At 70.9% G+C, this 15,609-nt stretch carries 15 protein-coding genes and 1 tRNA gene; 9 read left to right on the top strand and 7 right to left on the bottom strand.

Features of this window, described 5'->3' with window-relative positions:
• Nucleotides 1-79 precede the first annotated feature (79 nt).
• The 9 genes from ACZ5L9_RS13620 to ACZ5L9_RS13580 all read left to right on the top strand — a co-directional run bounded on the left by ACZ5L9_RS13620 (nucleotide 80) and on the right by ACZ5L9_RS13580 (nucleotide 10,500).
• On the top strand, nucleotides 80-871 hold the full coding sequence (locus ACZ5L9_RS13620; RefSeq protein WP_464528608.1) for a crotonase/enoyl-CoA hydratase family protein: 792 nt from the start codon (nucleotides 80-82) through the stop codon (nucleotides 869-871).
• Nucleotides 868-2,877: an acetoacetate--CoA ligase gene (locus ACZ5L9_RS13615; protein WP_464528606.1), complete on the top strand. Its 2,010-nt coding sequence runs from the start codon at nucleotides 868-870 to the stop codon at nucleotides 2,875-2,877. The genes ACZ5L9_RS13620 and ACZ5L9_RS13615 overlap by 4 nt, the downstream gene beginning before the upstream one ends.
• Nucleotides 2,874-3,872 (top strand): 3-hydroxyacyl-CoA dehydrogenase NAD-binding domain-containing protein, encoded by a 999-nt coding sequence (locus ACZ5L9_RS13610; protein ID WP_464528605.1) that lies wholly within the window; start codon nucleotides 2,874-2,876, stop codon nucleotides 3,870-3,872. The genes ACZ5L9_RS13615 and ACZ5L9_RS13610 overlap by 4 nt, the downstream gene beginning before the upstream one ends.
• Nucleotides 3,869-5,410, top strand: a complete 1,542-nt coding sequence (locus ACZ5L9_RS13605; RefSeq protein ID WP_464528603.1) for an acyl-CoA synthetase — start codon at nucleotides 3,869-3,871, stop codon at nucleotides 5,408-5,410. Before ACZ5L9_RS13610 ends, ACZ5L9_RS13605 begins: the two co-directional genes overlap by 4 nt.
• Nucleotides 5,407-6,321, top strand: a complete 915-nt coding sequence (locus ACZ5L9_RS13600) for an amidohydrolase family protein (RefSeq protein ID WP_464528599.1) — start codon at nucleotides 5,407-5,409, stop codon at nucleotides 6,319-6,321. The genes ACZ5L9_RS13605 and ACZ5L9_RS13600 overlap by 4 nt, the downstream gene beginning before the upstream one ends.
• A 51-nt stretch (nucleotides 6,322-6,372) precedes the next feature.
• Entirely contained in the window at nucleotides 6,373-6,855 is a 483-nt protein-coding gene (locus ACZ5L9_RS13595) for a MarR family winged helix-turn-helix transcriptional regulator (RefSeq protein ID WP_464528595.1), read from the top strand.
• A 125-nt stretch (nucleotides 6,856-6,980) separates the two neighbouring features.
• Complete coding sequence (locus ACZ5L9_RS13590) at nucleotides 6,981-7,589, top strand: hypothetical protein (RefSeq protein ID WP_464528592.1); 609 nt, start codon at nucleotides 6,981-6,983, stop codon at nucleotides 7,587-7,589.
• Nucleotides 7,586-8,806: a PrsW family intramembrane metalloprotease gene (locus ACZ5L9_RS13585; protein WP_464528590.1), complete on the top strand. Its 1,221-nt coding sequence runs from the start codon at nucleotides 7,586-7,588 to the stop codon at nucleotides 8,804-8,806. Before ACZ5L9_RS13590 ends, ACZ5L9_RS13585 begins: the two co-directional genes overlap by 4 nt.
• 56 nt (nucleotides 8,807-8,862) lie before the next feature.
• Nucleotides 8,863-10,500 (top strand): MFS transporter, encoded by a 1,638-nt coding sequence (locus ACZ5L9_RS13580; RefSeq protein ID WP_464528588.1) that lies wholly within the window; start codon nucleotides 8,863-8,865, stop codon nucleotides 10,498-10,500.
• A 106-nt stretch (nucleotides 10,501-10,606) separates the two neighbouring features.
• Here ACZ5L9_RS13580 and ACZ5L9_RS13575 read toward each other — a convergent pair.
• The 7 genes from ACZ5L9_RS13575 to ACZ5L9_RS13545 form a co-directional block, all read right to left on the bottom strand.
• A tRNA-Ala gene (locus tag ACZ5L9_RS13575) sits at nucleotides 10,607-10,679 on the bottom strand.
• 61 nt (nucleotides 10,680-10,740) lie between these two features.
• Nucleotides 10,741-11,346 (bottom strand): histidine phosphatase family protein, encoded by a 606-nt coding sequence (locus ACZ5L9_RS13570; protein WP_464528586.1) that lies wholly within the window; start codon nucleotides 11,344-11,346, stop codon nucleotides 10,741-10,743.
• Between the two features lie 13 nt (nucleotides 11,347-11,359).
• Nucleotides 11,360-11,737, bottom strand: a complete 378-nt coding sequence (rsfS, locus tag ACZ5L9_RS13565; RefSeq protein WP_464528584.1) for a ribosome silencing factor — start codon at nucleotides 11,735-11,737, stop codon at nucleotides 11,360-11,362.
• Complete coding sequence (nadD, locus tag ACZ5L9_RS13560) at nucleotides 11,734-12,366, bottom strand: nicotinate-nucleotide adenylyltransferase (RefSeq protein ID WP_464528583.1); 633 nt, start codon at nucleotides 12,364-12,366, stop codon at nucleotides 11,734-11,736. The genes rsfS and nadD overlap by 4 nt, the downstream gene beginning before the upstream one ends.
• Nucleotides 12,367-12,394: 28 nt before the next feature.
• Entirely contained in the window at nucleotides 12,395-12,544 is a 150-nt protein-coding gene (locus ACZ5L9_RS13555; protein ID WP_464528581.1) for a hypothetical protein, read from the bottom strand.
• Nucleotides 12,545-12,674: 130 nt separating this feature from the next.
• Nucleotides 12,675-13,946 (bottom strand): glutamate-5-semialdehyde dehydrogenase, encoded by a 1,272-nt coding sequence (locus ACZ5L9_RS13550; protein WP_464528578.1) that lies wholly within the window; start codon nucleotides 13,944-13,946, stop codon nucleotides 12,675-12,677.
• Between the two features lie 61 nt (nucleotides 13,947-14,007).
• Nucleotides 14,008-15,525, bottom strand: a complete 1,518-nt coding sequence (locus tag ACZ5L9_RS13545) for a phospholipase D-like domain-containing protein (protein WP_464528575.1) — start codon at nucleotides 15,523-15,525, stop codon at nucleotides 14,008-14,010.
• Between the last annotated feature and the right edge of the window lie 84 nt (nucleotides 15,526-15,609).

Raw genomic sequence — 15,609 nt, 5'->3', positions numbered from 1 at the left:
AGGGCGCCGGACGCTCCTTGCGCGCCGCCGCGCGACCTGCTGTAATAAACAGGAATCCTGCTTATTACTCGGAGGTCCCGTGTCCCCCTCGTTCGTCGAACTGCCGACCACCCTGCGCGCCGAGCGCCGCGGCCGGGTCGCGGTCCTCACCCTGGCTCGCCCCGAGAAGCGCAACGCGATCAGCGACGAGACCGTCGTGGCCCTGGGACGCTTCTTCACCGAGCTGCCCGAGGACATCGGCAGCGTCGTGATCGCCGCCGACGGCGACCACTTCTGTGCCGGCCTGGACCTGGCCGAGATGGCGGAGCGGGACACCCTGGGCGGCGTCCGGCACTCGCGGATGTGGCACCGCGCCTTCGAGCAGATCGAGTTCGGGCCGGTCCCCGTCGTCGCCGCCCTCAAGGGTGCCGTCATCGGCGGGGGCCTGGAGCTGGCGGCGGCGACGCATATCCGGGTCGCCGAGCGCTCCACCTTCTACGCCCTGCCCGAGGGCATGCGCGGCCTCTTCGTCGGCGGGGGCGGCTCGGTCCGGATCCCCCGCCTCATCGGCGTCGCCCGGATGGCCGACCTGATGCTCACCGGTCGTCGCTACGACGCCGAGCAGGGCGCCGCCGCAGGCCTGTCCCAGTACGTCGCCGACGACGGCGCCGGCCTCGATCTCGCCCTCGAGCTGGCGACCCGGATCGCGGAGAACGCCGCCCAGACGAACTACGCGATCGTGCAGGCCCTGCCCCGGATCGCCGAGGCCAGCCCGCACGAGGGCTACATGATGGAGTCGATGATGGCCGCCATCGCGCAGGGCACCGACGACGCCAAGCAGCGGATGCAGGCGTTCCTCGACGGTCGCGCCCAGAAGGTGACCGACCGGTGAGCGGGCCGATGGGCGTGCAGACCGGTGACGTGCTCTGGACGCCACCCGCGGACGTGCTGGAGACGACACAGGTGGGCCGCTTCGTGACCTGGGTCAACGAGCACCGCGGCCTCGAGCTGCGCGACCACGACGGACTGTGGCGCTGGTCGGTCGAGGACCTGGACGGCTTCTGGTCGGCGATCTGGGAGTTCTTCGAGGTGACCGACCACGGCGAGCGCAGCGCCGTACTGGCCACGCGCACCATGCCGGGCGCCACCTGGTTCCCCGGCTCGCTGCTCAACTACGCCGAGCAGGCACTGCGGGGCGCCGGCCCCAGCAACGGCCCCGACGCCGCGGCCGTGCTCGGCCGCTCGCAGGCACGCCCCGACGTGGACCTGACCTGGGCCGAGCTGCGCGACCAGGTCGCACGTGCTCGCCGCGTCCTGGTCGACCTGGGCGTGCAGCCCGGCGACCGGGTGGCCGGCTACCTGCCCAACACCCCGGAGGCACTGGTCGCCTTCCTGGCCGCGGCCGGGCTGGGCGCGGTGTGGACCAGCTGCGCGATCGAGTTCGGTCCCCGCAGCGTCATCGACCGGTTCGGGCAGGTCGAGCCGGTCGTGCTGATCGTCGCCGGCGGCTACCAGTACGGCGCCAAGCCGATCGACCGCCGCGACCAGGTCAGCGAGATCGTCGCCGAGCTGCCGAGCGTGCGCCACGTCGTGGACATCGAGTACGGCGAGTGGCGCGTGCCCGGTGCCGCGCCGTGGACCGGCCTGCTCGCCGAGGTCACCGCACCGATCCCCGACACCACGCCGGTGCCCTTCGACCACCCGCTCGTGGTGCTGTTCTCCTCGGGCACCACCGGGAAGCCGAAGGCGATCGTGCACGGCCACGGCGGCATCACGCTGGAGCACCTGAAGAACCACGCGCTGTCATGGGACCTCGGGCCGGGCGACGTGATGCTCTGGTACTCCACCACCGCCTGGATGATGTGGAACGCCCTGGTCTCCGGACTTCTGGTCGGCTCCACGATCGTGATGATCGACGGCGACCCGGCATACCCCGATCTCGCCTGGCAGTGGCGCCTGGCCGAGCAGACCGGCGCGACCCTGATGGGTGCGAGCCCGGGCTTCGTGATGGCCTGCCGCGCCGCCGGGATCGACCTGCGCGACCTCGACCTCAGGATCCGCGTCGTCGGGTCGGCAGGCTCACCGCTGCCGCCCGAGGGCTACGCCTGGATCGGCGAGCAGCTCGGAGCGCACGTGCAGCTCAACGTCGGCAGCGGCGGCACCGACGTGTGCAGCGGCCTGGTGCAGAACAACCCGCTGCTGCCGGTCCGCGCCGGGATGATCTCCGGGCGCGCCCTCGCCGTCGACGTGCACGCGTACGACGCGGCGGGCCGCGAGGTGATCGGCGAGCCCGGCGAGCTGGTCGTCACCGCGCCGATGCCCTCCATGCCGATCGGGCTGTGGGGCGACGCGGACGGCACCAGGCTGCGCGACACCTACTTCGATACCTACCCCGGCATCTGGCGGCACGGCGACTGGATCGTCTTCGAGCCGGACGGCAGCTGCGTGGTCACCGGTCGCAGCGACGCCACCCTCAATCGCGGTGGCGTCCGGCTCGGCACGGCGGAGTTCTACCGTGTCGTGGAGGAGCTGCCCGGCGTCGCCGACAGCCTGGTCGTGCACCTGGAGGATCCGGCAGGGGGAAACGGCGAGCTGATCCTCTTCGTCACCACCTCGCCGCAGCGCGGAGAGCTCGACGACGCGTTGATCGCCACGATCCGATCCACGCTGCGCACCGCCCTCTCGCCGCGGCACGTCCCGGACCGGATCCTCGGCGTACCGGGGATCCCCCGCAACCTGACCGGCAAGAAGCTCGAGCTGCCCATCAAGCGCATCCTCCAGGGCACGCCGGCCACCCAGGTGGTCAGCCGCGACGCCCTCGCCGACCCCAGCGTGCTCGACGCCTTCACCGCGTTGGCTCCCCAGCACGTCGCAGACCAGCAGGAGACCCACGCATGAGGACCGACATCAGCACCGTCGCGGTGGTCGGAGCCGGCTCGATCGGCGGCAGCTGGACCGCGTTGGCCCTGGCCAAGGGCCTGGTCGTGCACGCCGCCGACCCGGACCCGGCGGCCGAGGACCGGCTGCGGGCTGCCGTGGCCGGGCACCTGGTCGAGCTGGACACGGGTGCCGAGGCGCTGACGCGACTGCACGTGCACACCGACGCGGCCACGGCGGCGGCCGCGGCCGACCTGGTCATCGAGTCCGGCCCAGAGCGGGTCGATCTCAAGCGCGAGCTCTTCGCCGCTCTGGACGGGGCGGCCGCGCCCGACGTGGTGCTGGCCAGCAGCTCCTCGGGCTTCGGCCCGAGTGCGTTCCAGGACGCCTGCCGCCACCCGGAGCGGGTCGTGGTCGCCCATCCCTTCAACCCGCCGCACCTGGTTCCGCTGGTGGAGGTGGTCGGCGGGAGAGCCACGTCCGAGGACACCGTCGAGGCGACCATGACCGCGATGCGACTGCTCGGCCGTCGCCCGGTCAGGGTCCGTGCCGAGCTGCCCGGCCATGTCGTGAACAGGCTGCAGTCGGCGCTCTGGCGCGAGGCGTACGACCTGGTCCGGCGCGGCGCCATCACGGTCGCCGACCTCGACCAGGCGGTCGCATCCGGTCCGGGCCTGCGCTGGGCGCTGCTCGGCCCGATCGCCACCCAGCACCTCTCCGGCGGCCCGGGCGGGATGGCGCACGTGCTCGAGCACCTCGGTCCGCCGATGGTCGACTGGTGGGACGACCTGGGCGCTCCCGCGCTCACGCCCGAGCTCACCGCACAGCTGGTCGACGGCGTGAGCGCCGAGATGGCCGGCCGCGAGCGCGACGTCCTCGCCCGACGGGACCGCGCGCTGCGCGAGCTGATCGCGCTCAAGCAGCGCGTCGGCCTCGGCGACCTCGACAAGCTCGGCGACCTCGACAAGCTCGGCGACCGTGACCAGCCCGCCGATGACGCCGGAGAGACGCGATGAAGGACAACGGCCTCGGCTCCTGGACCCGCCGCCGCGCCCGGATGACGCCGATGAAGGCGGCCCTGGTCCAGGACGGCGCACCGACGACGTACGCCGAGCTCCATCGGGGTGCGACCCGGCTGGCCCACGGGCTGCGGCAGCGCGGCGTGGAGCGCGGCGACCGGGTCGCGTTCCTCGGGCTCAACTCGATCGAGATGGTGGTGGCGATGTTCGCCACCGCCCAGCTCGGCGGCGTCTTCGTCCCCGTCAACACCCGGCTCGCGGCGCCGGAGCTGGTGCACGTGCTCGGCCACAGCGGAGCCGGCCTGCTGCTGGTCGAGGACGTCCTGGCGGGGCCGATCGAGGATCCGGCGATCGCCGGTCTCGGCATCGACACCGTGGTCTTCTCGCGCGCGACCGGTGCGGGCCTCGACGGCCTCAAGAGCGTCGAGGAGACCGAGATCGACGAGCCGATCGGGCTCGACGACCTCTTCATGATCCAGTACACCTCCGGCACCAGCGGGCGTCCCAAGGGCGTGATGCTCACCCACGGCAACGTGATCTGGAACGTCTACAACCTGCTCGTCGACATCGACCTGACCAACGAGGAGATCGCGCTGGTCACCGCGCCGCTGTTCCACACCGCGGCGCTCAACCAGGTGCTCTTCCCGACCATCCTCAAGGGCGGCACCGCGCTGGTCGAGGCGAAGTTCGACCCGGTGCGCGCCGTCGACCTGATCGAGTCGGAGCGGGTCAGCCTGCTCTTCGGCGTGACCTCGATGTACCTCTCCCTCGCGGCCACGCCGCGGTTCGGCGAGGCCGACCTGGACAGCCTGCGCCTGGCCCTCAGCGGCGGGGCACCCATCCCCGAGTCACTGCTGCACACCTGGCTGGATCGCGGCCTCATGATCGTCCAGGGCTACGGCCTGACCGAGGCCTCCCCGGGGACGACGATGCTGCGGGCGGCCGACGGCGTCCGCAAGCTCGGCTCGGCCGGGACCGCCTGCTTCTTCACCGACGTGCGGGTGGTCGCCCAGGGAGCGCACGGTGAGCGTGAGACGGAGATCGACGAGCTCGGCGAGGTGCTGGTCACCGGCCCGAACGTCTCCCCCGGCTATTGGGAGGACGACCTGGCCACCGCTGCCGCCTTCGACACCGGCACCGGCACCGGGACCGGCCAGGAGGCCTGGCTGCACACCGGCGACCTCGCGGTGCGCGACGAGGAGGGCTACCTCCGCATCGTCGACCGCCTCAAGGACATGTACATCTCCGGCGGGGAGAACGTCTACCCCGCCGAGGTCGAACAGGCTCTGCACAGCCATCCCGACATCGCCGAGTGCGCCGTGATCGGCGTCGAGGACGAGCAGTGGGGCGAGGTCGGACGCGCCTTCGTCGTACGCCGTCCCGGCACCGACCTCGACGCCGACGGCGTGCTTGCCCACCTCGACGGCCGACTGGCGCGCTACAAGCTCCCCCGATCGATCGTCTTCCTGCCCGAGCTGCCGCACAACGCGTCCGGCAAGCTCGTCAAGTCCCGACTGCGAGAGGCCACCTCATGACCGATCACGTGACCCGCTACGAGCCCGCCATCGACCTGGCCGCGATCTCCGCGCTCGACGTGCACGTCCACGTGGAGGCCGACGACCACGGTCACCACTCGCTCGACGACGAGCTGATGGACGCGTCGGCGGCGTACTTCAAGGGCTCGGAGAGCCGCACGCCGACGGTCGAGGATCTCGCGACGCGCTACCGCTCGGCCGGGATGGCGGCGGTGGTCTTCACCGTCGACGCCACCACCGCGACCGGGCACACGGCGCTGTCCAGCGAGGAGATCGCGACGGCGGCCGCGGCGCACAGCGACGTGCTGATCCCGTTCGGCTCGGTCGACCCGCACCAGGGTGCGAAGGCGGTGTCGCGCGCCCGGATGCTGGTCGAGGAGTACGGCGTCCGCGGATTCAAGTTCCACCCCAGCCTGCAGGCCTTCTCCCCCGACGACCCGGCCTTCCACCCGCTCTGGGGGGCGCTCGAGGAGCTGGGTGTCCCGGCGCTCTTCCACACCGGACAGAACGGCATCGGCGCCGGGCTGCCCGGCGGTCGCGGGATCAAGCTGCGCTACTCCAACCCGCTGCTGCTCGACGACGTCGCCGCCGACTTCCCGGGGCTGACCGTGATCCTGGCCCACCCCTCGGTGCCGTGGCAGGCCGAGGCGATCTCGATGGCCACCCACAAGGCGAACGTCTTCATCGACCTGTCCGGCTGGCGCCCGAAGTACTTCCCACCCGAGCTGATCCGCGCTGCGGGCGGCATGCTGCGGCACAAGGTGCTCTTCGGCAGCGACTACCCGCTGATCACGCCGGAGCGCTGGCTGGAGGACTTCGACGGCCTCGGCATCGACCCGACGTATCTGCCGGGCATCCTCAAGCACAACGCCGCGAGGGTCCTGGGGCTGGCCGGCGCCGCGGCCGCCTAGGATGATCCGACGGTTCCGCCGGTGAGCCACCGGCACGGAGGAGGGGCGAGCATGACGGAGGCCGTTCAGGCGACGGATCGGCACGAGGCCGCCCCGCCGACGCTGCTGTACCTGATGAAGCAGGTCGAGCTGGCCGTACGAGCCGAGCTCGACGACCTCGCGCGTCCGGTCGGGCTCACGGCGCTGCAGTACACCGCTCTGACGGTGCTGGAGCGCCATCCCGACCTGACCGCGGCGCACCTGGCACGCCTCTCGTTCGTCACCGCGCAGAGCATGGCCGACATGGTCACCGCGCTGCTGGGGCGTGGCCTGATCGAGCGGCACCGGGACCCGGCCGATCGACGCCGCCTGGTGATCGCGCTGACCGGGGAGGGTCACCGGCTGCTCGACGACCTCCGCCCCCAGGTCGCCGAGCTGGAGCGACAGGTGCTCTCGCTCATGTCGGAGGCCGAGGCGAGCACGCTGCGGCATTCCCTGCAGCTGTGCCGGCAGGCGCTGCGACGCCGCAGCCAGGGTGACGACGAGCACTCCTAGCGGCTATCCAACGCTTGGCCGCGGCTGGAAGGATGTGGCCAGATCGCACCGCCACGAGGCGGGGCGGCACCCCACCTCGACAGGGAGGCCCGGTGTCAGTCGGCGTCAGCTCAACGCGGAGGCGGGTGCCGGTCGAGCATCGGCTCCTCGGCCTGGACACGCGTTCGTTCCCCTACGCGCTCTTCGTCGTGGCGGTCTTCCTGGTGGCCACGGTGGTCATCCCGCGGATCGACGACGCCGTCGGCTGGGACGACCCGGTCGCAGCCGGTGAGCAGCTCGCGCTCACCGACACGATCGCCTTCACCCCCACAACCGGCTGGAACGTCGAGCGAGGCCACCGGGTCGGCAGCGACGGCTCGGCGGCCAAGAGCGGCCCGGCCACCGTCTCCGGCGACGGAGTGGTCTTCGACGTCGTGCCGGGCTCCTTCGACGGCACGCCGGCCCAGCTGCTCGACCAGATCGCGAAGGTGACCAGCTCGACCGACGACCCCTCGTTCCGGGTCGACGGCAAGCCGGCGAGCATCGCCACCACGTCGGGCGAGACCGGCGTGGTCCAGGCCTACCGCAGCGCGCGCGGCGACGGCCTCGTCGCGGCCTTCGTCATCGACGGCACCGGGGTGGAGGTCACCGCCTACGGCCCGACGGCCCAGATGACGGCGGCGAGCAGCGAGATCGAGGACATGGTCGCCAGCATCCACACCACCGGGGCCCCGAGCACCGGGAGCGGCTCATGACCAGCCAGGCGAAGGACCTCGCACCGAACCTCGGCCCTCAGGACGCGGTACGGCGACGCGACCAGGCGCTGGAGATCTCCGGCTGGGGCGAACGGTTCACGTTCCTCCAACCCCACAACCTGTGCTTCTGGGTGTACGTGGTCCTCACCGGCGTCGGCGTGTTCCAGACCTGGTCCTACTTCCAGCCCAAGATCGGCTTCTACGCCGATGGCGTCGCCGTCGGCGTCCTGCTCTGCGGACTGTGCGGCGCCCTGTGGGCGCTGTGGTTCCACCACATCGACCGCTGGGAGCGCCAGCCCATCGCGTTGGCGCTGGCGGCCATCGTGTGGGGAGGGATCAGCGCCACCTTCGGATTCGCCCTCACCGTCAACACCGCGATGCTCTCGCTCTACGCCAAGCTCTTCGGTCAGGACTGGGCGACCAACTGGGCCGCCGGGTTCACCGCACCGTTCACCGAGGAGTCGGCCAAGCTGTGTGGCTTCGTGCTGCTGATGGGCATGGCGCCGCGCCTGGTCCGGACGGCGAACGACGGCCTCGTGCTCGGCGCCTTCATCGGCATCGGCTTCGCGGCCTTCGAGAACTTCCTCTACGCCACGAATGCGACAGCGAACGCGTTCGGCACGGACCCGGTCGGCAACGCGGTGCGGATGTCGTTCGTCCGCATCGGGGCCAGCTTCGTCTCGCACCCGCTCTTCAGCGCCCTGGTCTGCAGCGGCGCCGTCTATCTCCTGGGGACCGCTGCCCAGCCTCGCCGGATCGGGCGGGGCGTCGCCTTCATCCTGGTCGGCATGCTGCTGCACTTCACCTGGGACGATGCCGGCGGGCTCGGCTTCGGCAGCGCACTCGGCACCTTCGGTGCCCTGTTCCTCTCGATCGTCGTCGCGATGGTGGTGCTCACCGTCGCCTTCCGAATGGCGGCACCCCGCGAGCACCAGTTCGTGCGCGACATCCTCGCCCCCGAGGTCGAGGCCGGGACGCTCAGCGAGGTGGAGGTCGAGACCGTGGTCGACAAGAGGGCACGCAAGGCCTACCGCAGGAGCGCGCCGGGTCTTCGCGCACGCCGCGCGCGCCGCCACCTGCGCCACGCGATCCTGGACCTGACCCACGACGTCGCCCAGGCCCGCGGGAGCGACACCGACGAGGTGCGACACGCCCGGGCCGAGGTGGCCCGGATCCGCGCTGCCGCAGAGCCCGACGGCCTTCCCGCCGCCGGCTGAGAACATTCATCAGGAAACCTGTACATCAGGTTTCCGGTGTGGTTTGCTTCACACTTATGAGTGAAACCACCGCCACATCCGGCGCCCCCGGGGTGCTCCCGCGCCTGACGGCCGGAACCCTGCTGGCCGCGGTCAGCGCGTGCTTCGTCGCGCAGGTCGGCGTCAGCATCCCCGCCGTCATCAACGGCTACATCAACCAGGACCTCGGCACCACCTCCACCCAGCTGACCTGGGTCTCGGACGCCTTCCTCGTCCCGGTGACCCTGTTCGAGCTCTCCTTCGGCGTCATCGGCGACCTGTTCGGTCGCAAGCGCCTGCTCGCGATCGGCTCGCTGCTGATGGCGATCGGCGGCCTGTTCGGCTTCTTCACCCCCTCGGGCGGCGTGGGGGTGCTGCTCACCGGTCAGGTGATCTCCGGCCTGGGCGCCGCTGCGATCTTCCCGACCTCGGTGGCGATGATCGCCGCCGGCACCCACACCGTCCGCGACCGCGCCCACGCCATCTCCGTATGGGCGGCCGCTCTCACGGCCGGTGGGTTCATGTCGCCGCTCATCGGCGGTCTGCTCGCCAAGATCGACCACTCCGGCGGCGAGTTCGCCAGCTGGCGCTACGCGTTCCTCGCGATGGCCGTCCTGGCCGTGGTCAGCACCCTGATCACCGCGGTCGCCGCCGAGAACTCCTCCTCCCCGATCGGCCGCTCGCTCGACTGGCCCGGGCAGATCACCATCGCCATCTCCCTGTTCGCTCTCCTGTACGGCGTGATCCAGGGGGCCGAGGACGGCTGGGGAAGCGGCAAGGTGATCGGCAGCTTCGTGGTCGCCGTCGTCTTCATGGTCGTCTTCGTGGTGATCGAGCGGCGCGTCGACAAGCCGCTGATCCAGCTCGACCTGTTCAGCAACCGGATGTTCACCGTCTCGGCGGTGGTGACGGTGCTCGGCATGTTCGCCTACCTGGGCACCGCGTACGCGACCAGCATCCGGCTCTCCGCGATCCTGGACTACTCGCCGCTCAAGACCGCCGGCGGATTCATCCTGCTCAACATCATGGGCGTGGTGCTCTTCCCGGTCAGCGCGAAGGTGCTGCAGCGCTACAGCCCGGGCTGGGTGCTGGCCGCGGGCATGGCCCTGATCGGCATCGGCGACGTGGCCCTGGCCGCCCTCCCGGCCGCCTCGCACGCCGGGGTCTGGGTGATGGCGATCCCACTGCTGGTGATCGGCGCGGGCTTCAAGACCGCCGTCACCGCGATCACCGTGGTCGCCGTCAACAGCGTGCCGACGGACAAGGCCGGCATGGCCAGCGGGGCGACCAGCATGCTGCGCGACTTCGGCCTGACCCTCGGGCCGGCGATCGTCGGCGCGATCGCGCTGACCAACGCCGCCAACGCGATCAGCGCCAAGATCGCCGCCTCGCCGAAGCTGCAGAGCGCGATGGACGCCTTCAACTCCAGCACCGAGATCCCGCCGCCGGTCAAGGGCGCGGTCAACTCCGGCCCGCTGGGCGCGAACGCGATCCCGAACCCGCCGAACCCGATCAAGGACGTCGCGTTCCACGCCCTGTCGCACGCGTACTCGATCGGCTACCTGGTCTGCGGCATCGCGGCACTGCTCGCCGCCCTCATCGCCGCAGTGATGATCGGCGGACGCCAGCACTCGCACGCGTTCGTCACCCCGGCCGAGATGTCGGCGCCGCAGTAGTGATGCTGCCGTCGTGACGCCGCGGTAGTCCCGCGAGGCCTCACCAGCCACACATGCGACAGGCCGTCTCTCCGAAGCTCGGAGAGACGGCCTGATCGCTTCTCGGTGGAGGTGAGGGGACTCGAACCCCTGACCCCCTGCATGCCATGCAGGTGCGCTACCAGCTGCGCCACACCCCCGAAGGAATCACCGGGATCACTCCCGGCGAGAAGGAACGTTAGCCGATGAGGATGCGGACGGCTAAATCGGGGTCACCCGGTTGTACGCGGCCAGCCGCCAGGGCGCTCGCTGCGCCCAGGTGGAGGACTCGTCGACGAGCTCGATCCAGCCGCAGTTGGCCAGCGCGCCGAGTGCGGCGACCTGCTCCAGGGGCCAGCCGAGGAAGGTCAGCAGACCGCTGCGCAGGCCGGCGCCGTGCGAGACGAGGACCGCCGTCTCCCCCGCCGGCAGCACCTCGGCGACCTCGGCGATCACCGCGGCCACCCGCCGGCCGGTCTGAGCGTCGCTCTCGCCGCCGTACTGGCCGTAGTCCCACGGACCCAGCCCGTGCCGCTCGACCGCCTCGGCATGGGTGAGCCCCTGGAACGCGCCGACGTGGACCTCCCGCAGCCGCTCGTCGAGCCGCACCCCGACCCCGGTCGCGTCGGCCAGCGCCGAAGCGGTGACCCGGGCCCGGGCGAGATCCGAGGACCACAGCACCGAGGGCTCGTACGCCGCCAGCACCGCGGCCGCCGCCTTCGCCTGGAGGACGCCGGTCTCGGTGAGCTCGACGTCGGCCTGCCCCTGGAAGCGCCCCTCGGCGTTCCACGAGGTCAGGCCGTGGCGCAGCAGGACGATGCGACGCATCGGTGGCTCGGGATCAGCGCTCGCGGGAGCGGACGTCGTCCGGCAGCTGGATCGCGGGGCAGTCGCGCCACAGCCGCTCGAGGGCGTAGAACTGGCGCTCCTCCTCGTGCTGGACGTGCACGACGATGTCGCCGTAGTCGAGCAGCACCCAGCGCCCGTCACGCTCGCCCTCGCGGCGGATCGGCTTGGCGCCGTGCTCGCGGAGCTTGTCCTCGACCTCGTCGACGATCGCGGAGACCTGGCGCTCGTTGCCCGCGGAGGCGAGCACGAAGGCGTCGGTGATCGCCAGCTGCTCGCTGACGTCGAAGGCGATGATCTGGGACGCGAGCTTCTCGGAGGCGGCGCGGGCCGCGATCGTGACGAGCTCGAGGGCGTAGTCGGTGGCAGTCATTGAGCCCTCCCAAGGGGCTGTGGCGACGAGGTCGCCGGATAGAGGTCGTGCTTGGCGATGTACTGGACCACCCCGTCGGGGACGAGGTACCAGACGGGCTCGCCACGGCGGTGGCGCAAGCGGCAGTCGGTGGACGAGATCGCGAGAGCCGGGATCTCGATCATGGCGACCCGGTCGGCCGGGATCTTGGCGATGGCCTCATCGTCCATCTCGTACCCCGGGCGCGTACAGCCGACGAACTGCGCGAGATCGAACAGCTCGTCCGCGTCGCGCCAGGTGAAGATGTCGGCCAGCGCGTCCGCGCCGGTGATGAAGAAGAGCTCGGCATCGGGCATCGCCCTCCGCAGGTCCGCGAGGGTGTCCCGTGTGTAGGTCGGGCCGTGACGATCGATGTCGACCCGGCTGACCGTGAACCGCGGATTGGCGGCCGTCGCGATGACCGTCATCAGGTAGCGGTGCTCGGCCGGGCTGACCTCGCGGTCCGACTTCTGCCACGGGTCACCCGTGGGCACGAAGACGACCTCGTCGAGGTCGAACCACGCCTGCACCTCCGAGGCGGCCACGAGGTGGCCGTGGTGGATCGGGTCGAAGGTGCCACCCATGACCCCGACACGGCGCGAGACCGTCATCGCGCGGCCACGGTCGACACGTCCAGGCTCAGGAGTGGTCGCGGCCGGCGCCGAAGGCCAGCAGGATGCCCATGGAGGCCAGCAGGATGCACAGGACGATGCCCCCGACGACCCAGTGGTTGACCCCACCGGACGTCTCGGCGGACTCGGCGGCGCGCATGACAAGCGTGGAGATCATGGCGACACCCTAGCGTGGACTGACCGTCGTCCAGCGCGTGGCCTGGCAAGGCGCCGACGCGAAGGCGGCCTGGGGAGCGGAGCGGCCGTCGAGCGGCGGCAACGCCGCCAGGGCGCGTGATGGGCGGCGGTCAGCGGATATGACCGTCCCCGGTCACGACGTACTTGGTCGACGTCATCTCCGGCAGACCCATCGGCCCGCGGGCGTGCAGCTTCTGGGTGGAGATGCCGATCTCGGCGCCGAAGCCGAACTCGCCACCGTCGGTGAAGCGGGTCGAGGCGTTGACCATCACCGCGGCGGCGTCGACCGCGGCGGTGAAGCGACGGGCCGCGGCGAGGTCCTCGGTGACGATCGCCTCGGTGTGCTGGCTCGACCAGCGCCGGATGTGGGCGATGGCGTCCTCGATGGAGGGTACGACCGCCGCGGCGATCTCGAGCGCGAGGTACTCGGTCGCCCAGTCCTCGTCGGTCGCGGGCGCGACGCCGTCGAAGCCGGAGAACGCCTCGTCGCCGTGGATCGTCACGCCACTCTCCTGCAGCGCGGCGACCACCTTGGGCAAGAAGGCGTCCGCGATGTCGGCGTGGACGAGCAGGGACTCGGCGGAGTTGCAGACCGAGGTCCGGTGGGTCTTGGAGTTGAGCACGATCGCGAGCGCCTTCTCCAGGTCGGCCGACCGGTCGACGTAGACGTGCACATTGCCGATGCCGGTCTCGATGACGGGGACGATCGACTCCTCGACGACCGTATGGATGAGGCCGGCTCCCCCGCGCGGGATGAGCACGTCGACCAGGCCGCGGGCGCGCATCAGCGCCTTGACCGACTCGCGCGAGGTCGCCGGCACGAGCTGGATCACGTCGGCGGGCAGGCCGTGGCCGGCGACCGCGTCGCGCAGGACGGCGACGATGGCGGCGTTGGAGTCCGCGGCCGACGACGAGCCGCGCAGCAGCACCGCGTTGCCGGACTTGAGGCAGATGCCGGCAGCGTCGGCGGTGACGTTGGGGCGGGCCTCGTAGATCATGCCGACGACGCCGAACGGCACCCGGATCTGGCGCAGCTCGAGTCCGTTGGCCAGGGTCGAGCCACGGACGACCTCGCCGATCGGGTCGGGCAGTCCGGCGACGTCCCGCAGGCCCTGGGCCATGCCCTCGAGACGGTCCGGGGTCAGCCGGAGCCGGTCGACGATGTTCTCCGGCGTGCCACCGTCGCGCGCGCGGTCGACGTCCTGGGCATTGGCGGCGAGGATCTCCTCGCCGCGCGCCAGCAGCGCCTCGGCCATAGCGTGCAGCGCCGCGTCCTTGACCCCGCGGGTCGCGAGGGCCAGGTCGTAGCCGGCCTCGCGCGCTCGCAGCGCGATCTCCCTGACGGTCTGCGCTGCGATCTGCTCGGCGGTGGGCTCGCTCATGGACAGAAGGGTACGGGCGCTCGCATGAGCGCCCGTACCCGCGTCCGGGGCTGCTTCTGCGTCAGTTCGCGTCGTTGTCCGGGACCACGATCGGGCCCGCGGTGGGCTGCGGGTCCTTGGGGTTCTCCATCGGAGCCGGGTTGAGCGGCTTGATCCCGATGGTGTGGGTGGCGCCGGTGGTCCACTGGTGCTGGAACATCGACAGGTACGGGTAGTACGTCTTGTCGCCGGTCAGCTGGAGGGTGACCTCGTCGTTGATGTAGGAGACGTTGTCCCAGTTCTCCGAGCCGGTGAAGACGGTGCGCACGTTCTTCTTGCCGTAGCGGCCGTTGATGGCGAGCACCTTGAGGTGGGAGTACTGCCGCGAGCCGAACACGATCGAGTGACCGTCGGTCGACAGCTTCTTGCCGTACCACCAGGTCGCGTCGCGCATCGGGATGCCGGCCGAGGCGAGGATGCCCTCGACCTGCTTGTCCGAGTGGCTCATGATCGAGCGGATGTTGCAGCCCTGGCGCGCCAGCGAGGCGAGCTTCTTGGCCAGCGGGATGCCGCGGGCGCCGTACCAGGCGTACTCCATCACCCGGATCGTGGTGTGGCCGCCGGTGCCGTACTTGCCGCCCGTCTTGCAGCCGATCTGGTTGAGCTCGGCCATGATCGGGTCGCCGGCGCCGGTCTGGATGCGCGCGACCGCCTGGACCGGGGCGGCGCGCTTGGCGCCGGGCTTGAGCCGGTGGAACGTCGCGTCGAGGTTGCGCGAGGTGTACGCGATGCGGTGCTTCTTGACCGGCTTGTCCCGCTTGAGCTGCTCGAAGACGCGCATCCAGGTCTTGTAGAAGTGGTGGTTGCCGACCAGCGTGACCAGGTCGTTCCACTGGTGCGACGGCGCCGCGCCGGTGAGGTTCGAGGAGCTCGACATGACCACGTCGGAGGCGCCACCGGTGTGGCTGAACGCGTAGACCTTCATGTGCAGGTTGCCGCGCTTGCCACGGCACGAGCCGGTGCAGAACTTCACGAAGCTCGGCTTGTTGACGTTGGTGCCCATGATCTTCTGGAGCCGGAACTCCTGGGGCGTCTGGAAGTTGTCGTTCACCATCATCTGGACGTTGACGCCGCGGTGGTGCGCACGGATCATCGCGTTCGCGAGGTCCTTGCGGTCGAACGAGTACGTCGCGAACGTGATCGTGTCGCCCTTGCCGGTGTGCGCGATCGCGTCGTGGATGCGCGTCATGATCACCTGGCGCTGCGTGAGACTGCCGAGCGGGTTGTTGATCACCACGTCGGTCGGCGGCGTCCAGCGCACCTTCGGCGGCTTGGGGGTCTTCGTCGGCTTGACGGTCTTCGTCGGCTTGCTCGACGGGCTCTGCGACGCCGAGGCGCTGGCCCCAGTGCTGGCCCCAGTGCCGGCCCCGGTGCTGGTTCCGGTGCCGGCCGTCGCGGAGCCGGTCGCGGTGGCCCGGGTACCACCGGCGGTGCTACCCGAGTCGGCGGCGCTCGCCTGCATCGGCACCCACGCAACCGTCGCGACGAGCAGCCCTGCCGCCGCCGTGACCGCTGCCAGTGTCCATCGTCCAGCTCGCACAGTGCACCCCATTCGTTTCCGAGACTTCCGCGGCGACGATACCCGTGCGCGGCCCCCGGAGACGCTTTTGAACCGATGTCCTGC

Source organism: Nocardioides sp. JCM 18998 (assembly GCF_055391535.1).
This window is presented reverse-complemented; position numbering and strand designations above follow the sequence as displayed.